This is a genomic window from Parahaliea mediterranea, from assembly GCF_017255185.1.
Classification (GTDB): Bacteria; Pseudomonadota; Gammaproteobacteria; order Pseudomonadales; family Halieaceae; genus JAFKCZ01.
In genome coordinates this window covers 131,038-146,470 of record NZ_JAFKCZ010000005.1, presented here as the reverse complement: position 1 = coordinate 146,470, position 15,433 = coordinate 131,038, and the positions used below count along the sequence as shown (strand labels likewise).

The window sequence follows — 15,433 nt, the reverse complement described above, 5'->3', positions numbered from 1 at the left end:
CCGGCGCCACGGTTAACCGCCTACTCCCGCTTGGCGAGCACAATGGTCAAATCGTCGTTCTGGGAGTCCTGGCCGCCAAAGACGACCAGCTCCCGCAGCAGTTCCCGGGCCAGGGCCTCCATGGTTCCGCCGCTGTGCCTGGCCACCAGGGCAGCCACGCGTTCGCGGCCGAAAATGCCACTCTCGCCCTCGTATTCGTAGACGCCGTCGGAGAGCACGACCAGCACGTCGCCCCGCTCCAGCGGCAGGATGCGGGTGGGGCCGGCAGTGTCCACCGCCATGGTGCCGAGGGGAAAGGTGGTCGGCCCGTACCACTCGCAACGCCCCCCGGCGCCGTGGTAGTGCAGGATCGGCCCCTGGCCGGCGGAAAAATAGGTCACCTGGTGGCGCGACGCGTCGAGAAAACCGGCAAAAGCGGTAACGAAACGGTCGTCGGGCAGGTCCTCGTCCAGCTGGTTGTTGACGTGGATATAGGCGTCGTCCAGCTGCGCCCCCACCCGGAAGGCCACCCGGAACATGGCCTGCATCTGGGTGGCGCAGAGTGCCGGCCCGAAACCGTGGCCGGTGGCGTCGCCCAGCAGGATGAAGGTTCCCTGCGCCAGGTCCACGAGATCGAACATATCGCCCCCGGTATCCTCGGCGGGCCGCAGGCAGCCATAGAGATCGTAGCCCGGTACCGCCGGCATCTCCGGCGGCAGGATGCTCATCTGGATATCGCGGGCCGCGGCGATATCATCCGCTCTCAACATGCCGGCCTGGCGATTATGCGGTTTGGGCGACATCGACACGCAAACCCCGCTCACCGGCACCACCGCTAGGGACTGCGACTCCGCAACTGCAAGTCAGCGCGGGAACGGGCTGGTTTTTCATATATTCTTATCCTGTAGCTTGTCGCGCCGCCACGATGCCGTCGTCAACACCCTGGCGATGCCTTTCGTCAACACCCTGGCGACGCTCGCGACGACATCATATCGCCTGACTCGGTCATCGTAAAAGCAAAGCGACGCCGCGCCCGCACTTCACTGGCGGCGGCGCGCACACGCGCACCGGCCCGTAGCGTTTATCGCAGGTAGACCGAGGGAAACTGCCGGCGACAGGCCCGCATGGCCTCGCGGGCGGCCTGCTCCTCGCCCAGGCGCCGCAGCGCGGCGCCGCGGACATTGCAGGCATCGCGCTGGTAGGGCACGGTTTCAAGAATGGCGGCGGCCATCTCCGCCGCGGCCACCGCGTTGCCGGCGGCAAGGTCCAGCCCGGCACGGTCCACCCGCCGCCACACATTGTCCGGTCCCGGCGCGAGCGGCTTCGGCACCTCCTGCCGCAGGCGGGCAAGCAACACCGCGGTGGCTCCGCGATGGACGACCCGCCAGCGCCCGGTCGCCAGCATTGCGCGAATCCTGGCCGCGGTGTCGCCGCGATTGGCGGGCCACAGGAAGAAATCCGCGCCCGACCCTTCCACCCTGCCCAGCCAGCCCGGCGCGCCGCTCAGGATACGCACGTAGTTGAGGTAGGTGGCGTCGTCGTAAAGGGTGTTGGCGCGGCCGTCGATGTACACCGCCAGGTCGCCGTCGCTGCGCCAGTGCAGGTAGCCGCCCCAGTTGTAGTAGGCGAAGACCCTGCCCCGCAGGTCGTTGGCCAGCATCACGTCCACGGCGCGGTGGGGATAGGTGTATTCCGCGGTGAGGTAGTGATAGGCCGGCGCCGATGCCAGGGGGTAGGGCCACAGGCGCAGCAGGCCCGCCACCAGCACCGCCGCCGCCAGCCACAGGAAACGGCGCCCGCCCAGGCCGTGCAGCCCCACACCGAACACCGGCGCCGCGAACACCGCCAGGCCAATGCCGAACAAAGGGATAAAGCGGCGGCTGGTCAGCGCCATGGCCAGGGTGAGCAGGCACAGCAGCAGCGACCACCAGGGCAGCGACAGCTGGCGCCGCACCGGCGGCAGCCAGTAGGCGAGCAGCGCGGCGGGCAACAGCGGCAGCAGCCAGAAGAACAGGGGCGAGCGGATGCCCCCCGGCAGCCACGGCGGCAGCCACTCGGCGATTTGCCGAAATGGCGAGTCGGCCTGCAAGGCGTAGGTCAGCGGCATCAGCACCACCTTGACCCCGTCCGGATTGACCAGGCAGGCCGCCACGCAGCCCAGCCCGTAACACACCGTGCGGCGCAGGGCGGCCCAGCTCGGCCGGTCGAAGGGGAACAGCACCAGGGGCAGCACCAGCAGGCCGAAGATAAAGCCCCCGTGCAGATTGACCCACAGCAGGAACAGCAGCGCGAACTGCCACAACGGCGCGCGGTTCAGGCCCAGGTGCAGCAACACCACCGTACACAGCAGGCTGTAGAGGTGGGGCCGCATGTCGATGAAGGGCGCCGCCACCGCCAGCGCCAGCAGGGCCAGCAACAGGGCGGCGGGGTGGCTGCCGGACAGGCGGTACAACAGCGCCTGCAATCCGCCGTAGCAGGCCAACATCACCAGCCATTTCCAATACACCAGCGAGGCGGTGCCAAAGGCCTGTTGCCAACCGTAGAACAGCAGGTCCGACAGCCACTCGTGATTGCGCCAGCGCTCCCCCGCGGCGGTGTAGGACCAGGTGTCGCGCAGCCACAGGCTGCCCTGGTCGAGGATTTCCCGCCCCCCGGCCAGGTGCCACCACAGGTCCGAGCCCATCATTTCGGTGTAGCCGAAGGACAGGAACAGCACCGCGCCCGCCAGGGTCCAGCACAGCGCCTCCACCACATCCCCACGGCGGTGGGCGATGGCTACGCCGCTCACGCCCCGGGACCGCCGCGCCGCGGGTGCAAGCCGCGGAGAAAATACAACGGCCGCCGCTTGGTCTCGTCGTAGGTGCGCCCCAGGTACTCGCCGATGATGCCCAGGCAGATGAGCTGCACGCCCCCCAGGAACAGCATCACCACGATCAGGGAGGGGTAGCCGGGCACGGGGTTGCCGAACAGCAGCGTGCGCACCAGCATGAACAGGCCGTAGAGCAGGGCCGCCCCGGCGGTGAGCACACCGAGACCGGTGGCGAGCTTGAGGGGCACCGCGGAGAACGAGGTGATGCCCTCCAGCGCCAGCGTCCACAATCGCCAGTAGTTCCACTTGCTGCGCCCGGCCTGGCGCGGCTGGCGGGCGTAGGGCAGGGCCTTGCTGGGAAAACCCACCCAGGCGAACAGTCCGGTCATGTAGCGGTGGCTCTCCCGCAGTTCGGCCACCGCGTCCACCGCCCGGCGGCTCAACAGGCGGAAATCACCGGCGTCCCTGGGGATGGGCACGTCGCTCAGGCGGTTGATGACGCGGTAGAACAAACGCGCCGACTGCACCTTCAGCCAGCTCTCCCCGGCCCGGCTCAGGCGCTGGCCGTAGACGACATCGTAGCCCTCGCGCCAGGCCGCGATGAACTGCGGCAGCATCTCCGGCGGGTCCTGCAGGTCGGCGTCGACCAGCACCACCGCGTCGCCGGCGGCGTGGTCCAGGCCCGCGGACACCGCCACTTCCTTGCCGTAGTTGCGGCTCAGCTCCAGCACCGTGACCCGCGGATCCCGCTCGCGCAGCGCCAGCAGCCAGGCGCCGCCGCCGTCGCTGCTGCCGTCGTCCACGAACAGGATTTCCGCGCGCTCGGCAATCTCCGCCAGGGCGCTGTCGAGCCGCTGGTAAAAGGCCGGCAACACCGCCAGCTCGTTGTAGACCGGCACCACCACCGACACCAGGTCGCCCGCCGTGTCATGCATGGCGCCAGCGCCGCCCGCGGTGTATCGCCCCAATCGACTGCCGCTGTGTCAATCCCGCCCCCTATTCGCAGTTGTAGGCCGCGGGCCGATGGCCCGCGCGTGTGACTAGTTTCCGCAACTTGCGTGCACCGGATCAAGTGTCGTCGACAATCCGGTAGGCATGGATATCGCCCACAAACAGCTGAAAGGTTCCGTACCAGCGTTTGTGCCACACCAGCTCGGGCATGAAGTTGAAGACCCTGAACACGGCCGCGGGCTCAAGGTAGTCCAGCTCGCCCGCCAGCGCCAGGCGGTAAAAACGCGCCCGCGCCGGGGTGGTTTTTACCAGCTTGCCCAGGTCGCCCGCCAGCGGGCCGTTGAGCTCGTTGGCAAAGGCCGTGTCGTACCAGTTCTCGCTCAGCAGCAGGTAGTCGGCGCGTCGCAGGGGAGCCGACTGGCCGCCCGCCGCGTGTTCCGGGCGGAACAGCGCGTACCGGGCCCCCGGCGGAGGGTTGGTGTAATAGGTGGCGAATACCCCCCGGGGCTGGTGTTCGGCATACCAGGCCGCCAGGGCGATACGCGGGTCCCGGTGGTAGTCCGCCTCCAGGTCCAGGGCCAGCAGCGCCGGCCACAACAGAAACAGCGGCAGCCACAGCCGGCCCCGCCGCCCGAACAGCGACCAGTAGCCCAGCGCCGCGAGCAGCGCCGCCGCCGGCAGCAGCACCAGGTAGTGGCGGTAATAGGTCACCACCGCCGGCACCAGCATAAACAGGGCGAACACCCCGACCGGCAGCAGGCACAACCAGGCGCGCGGCGCGCCCGGATCGCGCAGCAGAGCGCGCGCGCCAAAGGGAATGCACAGCGCCGCCGGCAGTCCCAGGCCAACGACAAGCACCAGCGGCAGGTTGAGCAGGTTGCGCGGCCACTTGTGCCAGCCGATGGCGCCGTAGCCCGCGCCGAAACGGCCCTCCAGGCCACCGATGGCGTAACTCTCCACCAGCGGCAGCGCGCTGGCGGCCCAGGCCAGCCAGGGCAGCAACAGCCACAGCGCAACGGCGGGCCGGGGGATACGCCGCCACGGCACCAGCAGGTAGAACAGCCCCAACAGCGGGTAGGCGGCCACGGGGAAATCGGTATTGGTGAGGCAGCCAAACAGCACCACTGCCGCCAGCACCGCCGCCGCCAGGCGCCGCGCGCTCCAGCCGCGACCGAGCCAGCGCCAGCAGGCCGCCGGCAACACCGCGGCGTAGGCGAATATCGCGAACAGCCACGCCTTGGCCCACACCGCCATCAGTAACAGGGGCGGTGCGAGCCAGCGCCCCGCGCGCCAGCCGCGGGTGGCCGCCACCAGCACCGCCAGGAACAAGTAGATGAAAAACACCGAGGGCGCATCCACCGTGCCGCTGTGGGACTCGCCGATATGAAAGCCCGACAGGGCCAGCAGGGCCGCGGCGGTCGGCGCCACCGCCGGCCTCGCGGGCACCAACCGCAGCGCGATCAGCCCCACCAGGACGGGCGTGAGGGCGCCGGTGAGCGCCGCGTAGACCCGCGCCACGCGGATATGCCCCGGGCTGTGGCAATAGGCCTTGACCGCGCGGGCGTCGCCGCGGATGCCCGCTGGCGGCGGCCTGCCCAGGGCGCTGTTAAGGGCCACGGTCTGGCGGCCGACAAAGGTCGGGTAGTCGAACCCGTCCAGGGCCGCGCGGCAGGACCCGCCCTCGTCGAAATTGACCAGGGTGAAACTGCCGGGGTAGTACCAGTCCCACCCCAGGGTCAGGGCACTGTAGAGACGCGGCGCCAGGCCCAGCGCGAATATGGCGGCCAGCGCCAACGCGCACCAGACTGGCGTCCGCGCCGCGGAGTTCTCGGTGGGGTATCCGGGGGGCAAGACAACTCCGCGACGACGATACAGGGCCCCAGTATCCCGCGTAATCACGAGCGTGAAAACCCGCTTGGCATGTGGCATCGCTACGGCGATCGGCGGGGGTCTTTAGAATCTTTCCAGCGTTTCGATAAGAATTCTTGTGACGAAACGATATTAAAAACAAGGGCATCAAAGGGATACAAGGATTGCATCGGCAAAAACTGGTTGTTTTTTGCGCTATCTAAGAATGGTTTTTGCTAACAGCGCCTTGTTCTTATCTCGATAACTTTTAAAAACCGGCGCCGCCGCCACCAGACCCGCCCCCTCTCTGACTGCCGCAAACCCCGGTGCTATACTCGGGTCAAACGTCGTGACAGGATTCTGCCGGCGCTTTTCCTGACAGTTCCTGCCCGACGGTGGACATGCACACGGGCTGGGTTACTGTCGTCTCGATTCCCCGGCTCGCGTGCGACGGCAGGCCTGTTCGACTGGGGAGACCGCACATGAAACGCCACTATTACATCAGCAACGATCTCGACGACCTCGAACTCGTGGAACGGGATCTGGAACAGGCCGGCCTGCTCAAACCGCAGATACACGTGCTCAGCGAGGACGACGCTGGCGTCGAGCTGCACCACCTGCACGAGGTGGAGGCGGTGCTGAAAAAGGACGTGGTGCACAGCACCGAACTCGGCGCGGTGGTCGGCGTCATCGGCGCCGCGGCGGTACTGGTGCTGGCCTGGTTTTCCGGACTGACGGAAACCTACACCTGGGTGCCGGCGATCTTCCTGGCCGTGGTGGTGCTGGGCTTTTGCACCTGGGAGGGCGGCCTGATCGGTATCGGCGAGCCCCACGTGGATTTCAAGCGTTTCCAGGAAGAGCTGAAGAACGGCAAACACATCCTGTTCGTGGATGTCGACCGCAAGCAGGAGGACGTCCTGCGCGCGGTGGTCGACAAGCACCCCAAACTCAAGGCCGCGGGCGACGGCTCGTCCACGCCCCGGTGGGTGGTGATGCTGCAGCAGAAGTGGGCGAACTTCATGCGCCTGGCACCCTGATCGAGGGCTAGCGAGGCGCGGGAAAACAGCAATGCCCGACCTGCCCGGGCCGCGAGGCCCGGCACCGGGGCGGCGTGGTCCGGCGATGCCAGTGAGGTCGCCGGTGGATGGGTTGGCAACACCGAACAACCAACAACAATAACGGTCGGACGGAGCTGCTATGAAATTGGTTATCGCACTGATTGTGCTGGTACTGGGTTCGCTCCTGTTCCACGTCCTGAGCCCCTGGTGGTTTACGCCCCTGGCCTCCAACTGGGACACCGTCGACACCACCATCGATATTACCCTGTACATCACCGGCGTGGTGTTCGTCGCCGTCAACCTGTTCATGGCCTACGCGGTGTACCGCTACCGCCACAGGCCGGCGCAAAAAGCCCACTACGAACCCGAGAACAAGCGCCTGGAAACCTGGCTCACCGCGATCACCGCCGTGGGCGTGGCCGCGATGCTGGCGCCGGGCCTGGTGGTGTGGGCCGACTTTACCCAGGTGCCCGAGGGGGCCGACGAGATCGAAGTGCTCGGCGAGCAGTGGCAGTGGAGCTACCGTTTTCCCGGCGAGGACGGCAAGCTGGGCGAGGTGGCGACCCGCTACGTGGCCCCGGACAACCCCTTTGGCATGAGTCCCGGCGACCCCGCCGGCGCCGACGACATCCTGGTGCGCAGCAACGAATTGCACCTGCCGGTGGACCGGCCGGTAAAAATGTTACTGCGCTCCAAGGACGTGCTGCACGACTTCGCGGTGCCGCAGTTCCGGGTCAAGATGGATATGCTGCCCGGTTCGGTGACCTATGCCTGGTTCACCCCCACCCGCACCGGCAGCTTCGACGTACTGTGCATGGAACTGTGCGGCATCGCCCACTATGCCATGCGCGGTCGCGTCATCGTGGACACCGAAGAGGACTTCAAGGCCTGGCTCGGCGGCCAGACCACCTGGGCCGAGCAGCGCGCGCGGCCGGCGGCCGATCCGGCGGCGGGCGAGCGGCAGTACGCCACCTGCGTTGCCTGCCACGGCCCCGAGGGCAGGGGCAACCTGCAGATGAACGCCCCGGCGATCGCGGGCATGGAAGCGTGGTACCTGGAACGCCAGCTGCGCTACTACCGCCAGGGCGTGCGCGGAGCCCACGAGGGCGACACTTTCGGCGCGCAAATGGCGGCGATGGCCGGCACCATCGCCTCGGACAGCGCCCTGCGCAACCTCGCGGCCTATGTCGCCAGCCTGCCCGCGGCGGACAGCGAACCCACCCTCGACGGCGACCCGCGGCGGGGCGCCGGCCATTTCAACACCTGCGGCGCCTGTCACGGCGCCCGCGGGCAGGGCAACCACGCGCTACAGGCGCCGCGCCTGGCCGGGCAGCAGGACTGGTACCTGAAGCGGCAACTGAAATATTTCCGCGAGGGCATCCGCGGGGCGCACCAGGCGGACAACTACGGCCACCAGATGACGATGATGGCCAGGACCCTGCAGAACGAACAATCCATCGACGATCTGCTGTCCTATGTAAACACGCTGTAGACGAGGGCGCACGCTACCCCCGGCCGACGGGCCGGGGGTATTCACCGAGAGAGGTCAATTCCATGCAACACACAGCCTTGGCCGACCAGACCCTGGAGCTGCACGACCCCCGGAGCTTCGTCACCAAGTACATCTGGAGCCAGGACCACAAGGTCATCGCCATCCAGTACGGCCTCACCGCGGTGTTCGTGGGCCTGGTGGCCCTGGCGCTGTCCGCCCTGATGCGGCTACAGCTGGGCTTCCCCGACACCTTCGACTTCATCACTCCCGGCGCCTACCTGCAGTTCGTCACCATGCACGGCATGATCATGGTCATCTACCTGCTCACCGCCCTGCTGCTGGGGGGCTTCGGCAACTACCTGATCCCGCTGATGGTGGGTGCCCGGGACATGGTCTTCCCCTACATGAACATGCTCAGCTTCTGGGTGTACCTGCTATCGGTACTCATCCTGCTGGCCAGCTTCTTCGTCCCCGGCGGCCCCACCGGCGCGGGCTGGACCCTGTACCCGCCCCAGGCCATTCTCGAGGGCACTCCCGGGGTGGACTGGGGCATCGTGCTGATGCTGGTGTCGCTGGCGGTGTTCATCGTGGCCTTCACCATGGGCGGCCTGAACTACGTGACCACGGTGCTGCAGGCCCGCACCCGGGGCATGACGCTGATGCGCATGCCGCTGACCATCTGGGGCATTTTCACCGCCACCATCCTCGGCCTGCTGGCCTTCCCCGCGCTCCTGGTGAGCGCCATCATGATGCTGCTCGACAAGCTGGCGGGCACCAGCTTCTTCATGCCCGCGCTGGTGTCGCTGGGGGAGAGCCTGGAATACACCGGCGGCAGCCCGGTATTGTTCCAGCACCTGTTCTGGTTCTTCGGCCACCCCGAGGTGTACATCGTCGCCCTGCCCGCCTTCGGCATGGTCTCCGACGTGCTCGCCTGCCACGCGCGCAAGAACATTTTCGGCTACCGCATGATGGTGTGGGCGATCGTCTTTATCGGCGCCCTGAGTTTCGTGGTCTGGGCCCACCACATGTACGTCAGCGGCATGCACCCGGCCTTCGGCTTCTTCTTCGCCACCACCACCCTGATCATCGCCGTGCCCACGGCGATCAAGGTCTATAACTGGGTACTCACCCTGTGGCGCGGCAACATTCACCTGCGGGTGCCGATGCTGTTCGCCATCGGCTTTATCTTCACTTTCGTGCACGGCGGCCTCACCGGCCTGTTCCTGGGCAACGTCACCATCGACCTGCCGCTGTCGGACACCTATTTCGTGGTGGCCCACTTCCACATGGTGATGGGCGTGTCGCCGATCATGGTGCTGTTCGCCGCCATCTATCACTGGTACCCGCTGATGACCGGGCGCATGCTCAACGAGGGCCTGGGCAAGGCGCACTTCTGGCTGACCTTCCTCGGTACCTACGCCATCTACCTGCCCATGCACTACCTGGGCTTTCTCGGCGTGCCACGGCGCTACTTCGCCATCAGCGGCACCGAATTCATCCCCGAATCGGCCATGTCGCTCAACGCCTCGATCACCGTGTCGGCGCTGATCGTCGGCGCCAGCCAGTTACTGTTCCTGGTCAACGTGTTCTGGAGCCTGCGCCACGGCGAACGCGCGCCGCGCAATCCCTGGGGCGCCACCAGCCTCGAGTGGCAGACGCCCGACGTGCCGCCCCATCACGGCAACTGGGGCCCGCAACTGCCGGCGGTCTATCGCTGGGCCTACGACTACAGCGTGCCGGGAGCCGACCAGGACTTCATTCCCCAGAATCACCCCGTCTCCGACGATGAGCGCAGCAACGCGCCGGGAGGACCCGCATGAGCCTGTTTCGGACACTGCGCGAGAAGCCCTGGGAGCACGAACCGGCCCTGGCCGGTCACCCGGCCGCGGCGCCGGTAGACCCGCTGGGGCCGGCCCGCATCGCGGTGCGCTTCATCATGGCGATCGTCGGGGTGCTGTTCTTCCTGTTCATCATCACCTACCTGTCGCGCTCCCAGTATCCCGACTTCCAGTCCCTGGCGGGGCAGCCCTGGCAGCCCTTCAACGACACCGGCCGGCTGTGGTTCAACACCGGCCTGCTGGCACTGAGCAGCGTCGGCATGCAGGGCGGACTGTGGTCGGCCAGGCGCGAACGGCTCAACGGCGCCGTGCTCGGCATCAGCATCGCCGTGTTCTTCGCCATCGCCTTCCTGCTGGCGCAACTCGACCTGTGGCTGCGCCTTCAGGCCCTCGGTTTCTACCTGAGTAGCAACCCCGCCAACAGCTATTTCTACCTGCTCACCGCGGTGCACGGCCTGCACCTGCTGGGCGGACTGGTGGTGCTGTCCAACATCGTGTTCCGGGTGTGGTACGACGGCGCCGGGGCCTCGCTCGGCGGCCCGCTGGGTCTGTGCACCCAGTACTGGCATTTCCTTCTGGCGGTGTGGCTGGTGCTATTCGCGCTGCTCGCGAGCCCGCCGGAGACTCTCAACGCCCTGGCGGCCATGTGCGGATTCTGACTATGGACACACGCACCCGAGAAGACAGCTACACCGAACCCGGCGTCAGCGGCATGGTGGCCGACTGGGCCGCCGACAAGCAGGCCTTCGACATGCCCTGGGGCAAGTTGATGATGTGGATATTCCTGCTCTCGGATACCTTCATTTTCAGCATTTTCCTCACCAGCTACATGAACGTGAGGATGTCGGCCACCGCCGAGTGGCCCAACCCGAGCGAAGTGTTCGCGCTGGAGATCGCCGGCGTGCACCTGCCACTGATCCTGATCGCGATCATGACTTTCGTACTCATCACCAGCTCCGGCACCATGGCCATGGCGGTGAACTGCGCCTATCGCCGGGACCGCCGCAAAACGGTGTGGCTGATGACCGCCACCGCACTGTTGGGGGCCTCCTTCGTGGGCATGCAGGCCTTCGAGTGGACCAAGCTGATCGTCGAGGAGGGAGTGCGGCCCTGGGGCAACCCGATGGGCGCCGCCCAGTTCGGCTCCACTTTCTTCATGATCACCGGCTTCCACGGCATGCACGTCACCGCCGGGGTGATCTACCTCGCCATCGTGGCGCGGCGGGTAGCCAAGGGTCGCTACGAGCAAAAGGGCTACGCCATTGTCGAGATCGCCGGGCTCTACTGGCACTTCGTCGACCTGGTGTGGGTGTTTATCTTCGCGTTTTTCTACCTGTGGTGAGGGTTCGCTATGAGTGAGACCGCCGGCCAGCAACACCCCATTGGCATCTACCTCAAGATCTGGCTGCTGTTGTTCGTGCTCAGCACCTTTTCCTACCTGGTGGATTACTTTCACCTGGAGGGCTTTTTGCGCTGGTCGCTGATCCTGCTGTTCATGTTCCTCAAGGCCGGCTTCATCATCGCGATTTTCATGCACCTCACCTGGGAACGGCTGTCGCTGAAGTACGTGCTGTTCCTGCCCCTGCTCGCGATCGCGGTGTTGATCGCGCTGATGTCCATCGAGGGCGACCACACCCATCTCATGCGGCTGACGTTCTTTGACGAATGAGGTAAATCATGGCCCTGTCACCGCGCCGACGCATGCTGCTGGGCTTCGCGGCGGCCAACCTGACCATCGCCGCCGTCGCCATCGCCCTCCTGCTCCTGCGGCCGGCGCCGCCACCACACATTCAGGGCGTGCTACTGGAGCAGCCGCGGGCCCTGCCCGATTTCGAGCTGGTCGACCAGTGGGGCGAACGCTTTGACAACAGCGACCTGCGCGGGGAGTGGCACCTGCTCTCCTACGGTTTCACCACCTGCCCGGACATCTGCCCCACCACCCTGTCGCAGCTCACCAGCGTTGCCGAACGGCTGCCCGCCGATCAAAAGCGCGAGCTGCGCTTTGTGTTCTACAGCGTCGACCACCGCCGGGACACCCCCGCGCAGCTGGCAAGCTACCTGGCTTTCTTCGACCGCGAATTTATCGGCCTGACCCACCGCGAGGGCAACGACGATCGCCACCTGCCCTTTGAGCGGGGCCTGGGCATGACCTACACGTTGAGCCCGGACCCCGCCGCCAGCGACGGGCCGCCCTTCCCCGATTACCAGGTCGCCCACGGTGTCACGCTGTACCTGATCAACCCGGCCGGCGAACTGCAGGCCATCTTCAAACCGGACAATCCGTCCTCCACCCAGCCGGGCTTCGATCCCGACACCGTGCTGCGCGACTACCTGGCCATACGCAACCACCTGGGCTAGCGGGGGATGCGATAAGACGCCAGGCACAGCGCGGTGAACGGGCTTGCACACGGCGCCCGCCTGGGCCAATCTTGGCCTGGCCAAAACATCGCAAACCATCCAATAGAGGAAATGATCATGCGTGTATTGACAGCCCTGGCGGCAATCCTGGCCCTGTCCGCCATTTTACCGGGCCAGGCGGCACGGGCAGACGACGACAAGCTGGCTGCGATCCTCGCGGAGCGCAGCGCCGAGGATCGCGCCCGGGACGACTTCCGCCACCCCGCGGAAACCCTCGCGTTCTTTCGTGTCGAGCCGGGCATGGCCGTCGCCGAGGCACTGCCCGGAGGCGGCTGGTACACGCGCATCCTGTCGCCCTACCTGGCCCCGGGCGGCACACTGTACGGGGTGAGCTACGTCGATCGCATGTGGCCGATGTTCGGCTTCGGCGACGACTGGGTGAAGGAGCGCCTGGCGGCGACAAAGAACTTCGCCAAACAGGCCCGCGGCTACACCGGCGACGACCTGTCAACCGCCGGCTTTACCTTCGGCACCGTGCCGCCGCAAGCCCAGGGCAGCGTCGACCGCGTGCTGATGGTCCGCGCCCTGCACAATCTGGCCCGCTTCGAAGACGAGGCGGGCACGCTGTCGCAAGCGCTGTCGGCGGTGCGCGCGATGCTCAAACCCGACGGCCTGGTGGGTGTGGTGCAACACCGCGTGCCGGAAAGCGCCAGCGGCGCCGATGGCAGCCGGGGCTACCTCAAGCAGTCCGCGGTAATCGAACGCTTCGAGCAGGCCGGTTTCGAGTTGGTGGCCAGCAGCGAAATCAATGCCAACCCCGATGACCAACCGGGAGAAAAGGACATCGTATGGCGCCTGCCGCCCTCCTATGCCGGTAGCGGCGACGACCCGAACCAACGCGCCGCGATGGACGCGATCGGCGAGTCGGACCGCATGACCCTGTTGTTCCGCAGGGCCGCAAGCGACGGGGACTGGCAACCCGTGAAATAACCGCTGTCTATGGCAAGAAATAATAAAATATCATGAGGTGATTTCTTGTCGTTGCCCGGGCACCTCCTATACTGAAGCTGTAGCGGCGGATCGTACGGCATGCATGGGGTGACCCTCGATCGCAAATCGCCGCTACCCCATCGGGGGAGTGGTCCAGGGGTGTTTGTCAGAGGCACCCCACAGGCGAGGTCGGGGGACGTGATCCGGTAGCGGACCGGATACCCGGGGCCTGGAAATTCCAACAGGGCGCATTACCCCCTCTGCGCCGCGGCACCGGGACGTGCCGCGGCGTTTTTTTCCGCTTCCCGCTCCCCGCGACCAGCAGTCCGCGTGCCGACCACCACCCGACCTTGCACACGATTTGCGCGAACCGCCCGTTAATAGGTTATGCTTTCAGGGAAGGGCAGGGGAATGCCCGGTACAACATAACAGGCGGGCAGGAATACCATGGCAACACTCGCGCAATTGCTGCAGGACATCGAGTCCTCCCCGGACGGCCCCGGCGTCGCGGCTATCTTCGACTTCGACGGCACCGTCATCGCCGGCTACTCCGCCACCGTGTTTATCCGCGAACAGATACGCCGTGGCGATCTGTCTCCCCGCCAACTGGTGGAACTGTCCGCGGCAATGACCAGTTTCGGCCTGGGCAACCTGGGTTTCTCCGCCATGATGGCGGTCAACGCCCAGTTCATGCGCGGCATCGAGGAGGCGACCTACGAAGAGATCGGCGAGCGGCTGTACCAGAAACAGATCGCGCGCATGGTCTACCCCGAATCCCGCAAACTGATCGAGGCCCACCAGGCCAAGGGGCACACCGTCGCGGTTATCTCCTCGGCCACGCCCTACCAGGTGCGCGCCTCCGCCGCGGATCTCGGCATTGAGCATGTACTGTGCACCGAACTCGAGGTGGAGAACGGCCGCTTTACTGGCCACCTGGTCAGCCCCACCTGTTTCGGCCAGGGCAAGGTGGACGCCGCCGAGGCCCTCGCCGCCGAGACCGGGGCCGATCTCGACCAAAGTTTTTTCTACAGCGACAGCACCGACGACCAGCTACTGCTGGAGCGGGTGGGTCACCCGCGAGCCCTCAACCCCAGCGCGCGGCTGGCCGGGGTCGCCCGGGACCACCAGTGGCCGGTGGTACGCTTTGGCAGTCGCGGCAGGCCCAGCCTGTCGCAATGGGTGCGCTCGGTCGCCGCCACCGTCAGCCTGGTGCCGAGCTTCGCCGCCGGGCTGCCGATCTACGCCCTCACCGGCTCCCGGCGCGATTCCCTGAATTTCTCCTTTTCCCTGTTCGCCGACACCGCCAGCGCCCTCATCGGCCTGCACCTCAATGTGAAGGGCGAGGAAAACCTGTGGGCCCGGCGCCCCGCGGTGTTTATCTTCAACCACCAGAGCAAGGCCGACGTGGTGATCATGGCCAGCCTGCTGCGCCGCGATATCGCCGGCGTGGGCAAGAAGGAGATCAAGAAGCTCCCGGTCATCGGCAAGGTCCTGGAAATGGGGGGCGTGGTGATGATCGACCGCGCCAACGCCAAAAGCGCCATCGACGCCATGGCGCCCCTGGTGGAGGCGATGCGTACCGAGGGCAAATCGGTGGTGTTGGCGCCCGAGGGTACGCGCAGCGTGTCGCCCAAACTGCTGCCTTTCAAGAAGGGCGCCTTCCACCTGGCCATGCAGGCGGGCGTACCCATCGTGCCGGTGGTGATTCGCAACGCCGGGGATGTCGCGCCCAAGGGCGAATTCGTGTTCCGTCCCGCCACCGTGGAGGTGGAAGTCTTGCCGCCGGTGGATACCGACGACTGGCGCGTGGAGGATATCGACGAGCACGTGCGCGAGGTGCGCAACCGTTTCCTGGCCGCCCTGGGCCAACCACTGGAGGCCGCGCCGAAGGCCACGCCGAAAGCCTCACAGAAGGCCGCGCCAAAAGCGCCCGCCAAGGAGCCGCGGCGTAAAAAGGCGCCCGCCAAGGCGCGCAAAAGCCCCGGCAAAACCCCTGCCAAGGCCAAGCGCGGTCACGCCGCGGGCGCCAACGGCAAAACACCCCCCAGGCCGAGGGCGCGACCGAAATCGGCCGCCACGAGCGAGCCGCCACGGCGCGGCGCCGAATAAA

13 protein-coding genes are annotated in these 15,433 nt (G+C 66.5%); 9 read left to right on the top strand and 4 right to left on the bottom strand.

The features are described from left to right. Window positions 1–20: 20 nt before the first annotated feature. The 4 genes from JYP50_RS07565 to JYP50_RS07550 all read right to left on the bottom strand — a co-directional run bounded on the left by JYP50_RS07565 (window position 21) and on the right by JYP50_RS07550 (window position 5,590). Entirely contained in the window at window positions 21–749 is a 729-nt protein-coding gene (locus JYP50_RS07565) for a PP2C family protein-serine/threonine phosphatase (protein ID WP_206559892.1), read from the bottom strand. 311 nt (window positions 750–1,060) lie between these two features. Then, complete coding sequence (locus JYP50_RS07560) at window positions 1,061–2,767, bottom strand: hypothetical protein (RefSeq protein ID WP_206559891.1); 1,707 nt, start codon at window positions 2,765–2,767, stop codon at window positions 1,061–1,063. Next, on the bottom strand, window positions 2,764–3,723 hold the full coding sequence (locus tag JYP50_RS07555; protein ID WP_206559890.1) for a glycosyltransferase family 2 protein: 960 nt from the start codon (window positions 3,721–3,723) through the stop codon (window positions 2,764–2,766). The genes JYP50_RS07560 and JYP50_RS07555 overlap by 4 nt, the downstream gene beginning before the upstream one ends. A 133-nt stretch (window positions 3,724–3,856) precedes the next feature. Next, window positions 3,857–5,590: a hypothetical protein gene (locus JYP50_RS07550; protein WP_206559889.1), complete on the bottom strand. Its 1,734-nt coding sequence runs from the start codon at window positions 5,588–5,590 to the stop codon at window positions 3,857–3,859. A 479-nt stretch (window positions 5,591–6,069) separates the two neighbouring features. Here JYP50_RS07550 and JYP50_RS07545 point away from each other — a divergent pair, with 479 nt between their 5' ends. The 9 genes from JYP50_RS07545 (at window position 6,070) to JYP50_RS07505 (ending at window position 15,432) form a co-directional block, all read left to right on the top strand. Continuing rightward, on the top strand, window positions 6,070–6,624 hold the full coding sequence (locus JYP50_RS07545) for an NAD/FAD-utilizing enzyme (protein WP_206559888.1): 555 nt from the start codon (window positions 6,070–6,072) through the stop codon (window positions 6,622–6,624). A gap of 160 nt (window positions 6,625–6,784) precedes the next feature. Continuing rightward, window positions 6,785–8,137, top strand: coding sequence for a c-type cytochrome (locus JYP50_RS07540; RefSeq protein ID WP_206559887.1), 1,353 nt, complete (start codon window positions 6,785–6,787; stop codon window positions 8,135–8,137). 62 nt (window positions 8,138–8,199) lie between these two features. Then, a complete protein-coding gene (locus JYP50_RS07535) occupies window positions 8,200–9,957 on the top strand; it encodes a cytochrome c oxidase subunit I (protein ID WP_206559886.1) in 1,758 nt (585 codons plus the stop codon). Beyond that, complete coding sequence (locus JYP50_RS07530; protein ID WP_206559885.1) at window positions 9,954–10,634, top strand: cytochrome c oxidase subunit 3; 681 nt, start codon at window positions 9,954–9,956, stop codon at window positions 10,632–10,634. Before JYP50_RS07535 ends, JYP50_RS07530 begins: the two co-directional genes overlap by 4 nt. Window positions 10,635–10,636: 2 nt before the next feature. Continuing rightward, on the top strand, window positions 10,637–11,317 hold the full coding sequence (locus JYP50_RS07525; protein ID WP_206559884.1) for a heme-copper oxidase subunit III family protein: 681 nt from the start codon (window positions 10,637–10,639) through the stop codon (window positions 11,315–11,317). 9 nt (window positions 11,318–11,326) lie between these two features. After that, window positions 11,327–11,644, top strand: coding sequence for a cytochrome C oxidase subunit IV family protein (locus tag JYP50_RS07520; protein ID WP_206559883.1), 318 nt, complete (start codon window positions 11,327–11,329; stop codon window positions 11,642–11,644). Between the two features lie 8 nt (window positions 11,645–11,652). After that, window positions 11,653–12,333, top strand: a complete 681-nt coding sequence (locus JYP50_RS07515) for an SCO family protein (protein ID WP_206559882.1) — start codon at window positions 11,653–11,655, stop codon at window positions 12,331–12,333. Between the two features lie 117 nt (window positions 12,334–12,450). Further along, window positions 12,451–13,323: a class I SAM-dependent methyltransferase gene (locus JYP50_RS07510; RefSeq protein ID WP_206559881.1), complete on the top strand. Its 873-nt coding sequence runs from the start codon at window positions 12,451–12,453 to the stop codon at window positions 13,321–13,323. Window positions 13,324–13,770: 447 nt separating this feature from the next. Next, the gene (locus JYP50_RS07505; RefSeq protein ID WP_206559880.1) at window positions 13,771–15,432 is read left to right on the top strand and encodes an HAD-IB family hydrolase; all 1,662 of its coding nucleotides are present in this window, start codon (window positions 13,771–13,773) and stop codon (window positions 15,430–15,432) included. Window position 15,433 lies beyond the last annotated feature (1 nt).

Coding starts and splice junctions, on each gene's coding strand:
- JYP50_RS07505 (WP_206559880.1), top strand. CDS start 13,771: ATGGCAACACTCGCGCAATTGCTGCAGGACATCGAGTCCTCCCCGGAC.
- JYP50_RS07565 (WP_206559892.1), bottom strand. CDS start 749: ATGTTGAGAGCGGATGATATCGCCGCGGCCCGCGATATCCAGATGAGC.
- JYP50_RS07530 (WP_206559885.1), top strand. CDS start 9,954: ATGAGCCTGTTTCGGACACTGCGCGAGAAGCCCTGGGAGCACGAACCG.
- JYP50_RS07510 (WP_206559881.1), top strand. CDS start 12,451: ATGCGTGTATTGACAGCCCTGGCGGCAATCCTGGCCCTGTCCGCCATT.
- JYP50_RS07525 (WP_206559884.1), top strand. CDS start 10,637: ATGGACACACGCACCCGAGAAGACAGCTACACCGAACCCGGCGTCAGC.
- JYP50_RS07520 (WP_206559883.1), top strand. CDS start 11,327: ATGAGTGAGACCGCCGGCCAGCAACACCCCATTGGCATCTACCTCAAG.
- JYP50_RS07515 (WP_206559882.1), top strand. CDS start 11,653: ATGGCCCTGTCACCGCGCCGACGCATGCTGCTGGGCTTCGCGGCGGCC.
- JYP50_RS07540 (WP_206559887.1), top strand. CDS start 6,785: ATGAAATTGGTTATCGCACTGATTGTGCTGGTACTGGGTTCGCTCCTG.
- JYP50_RS07545 (WP_206559888.1), top strand. CDS start 6,070: ATGAAACGCCACTATTACATCAGCAACGATCTCGACGACCTCGAACTC.
- JYP50_RS07555 (WP_206559890.1), bottom strand. CDS start 3,723: ATGCATGACACGGCGGGCGACCTGGTGTCGGTGGTGGTGCCGGTCTAC.
- JYP50_RS07535 (WP_206559886.1), top strand. CDS start 8,200: ATGCAACACACAGCCTTGGCCGACCAGACCCTGGAGCTGCACGACCCC.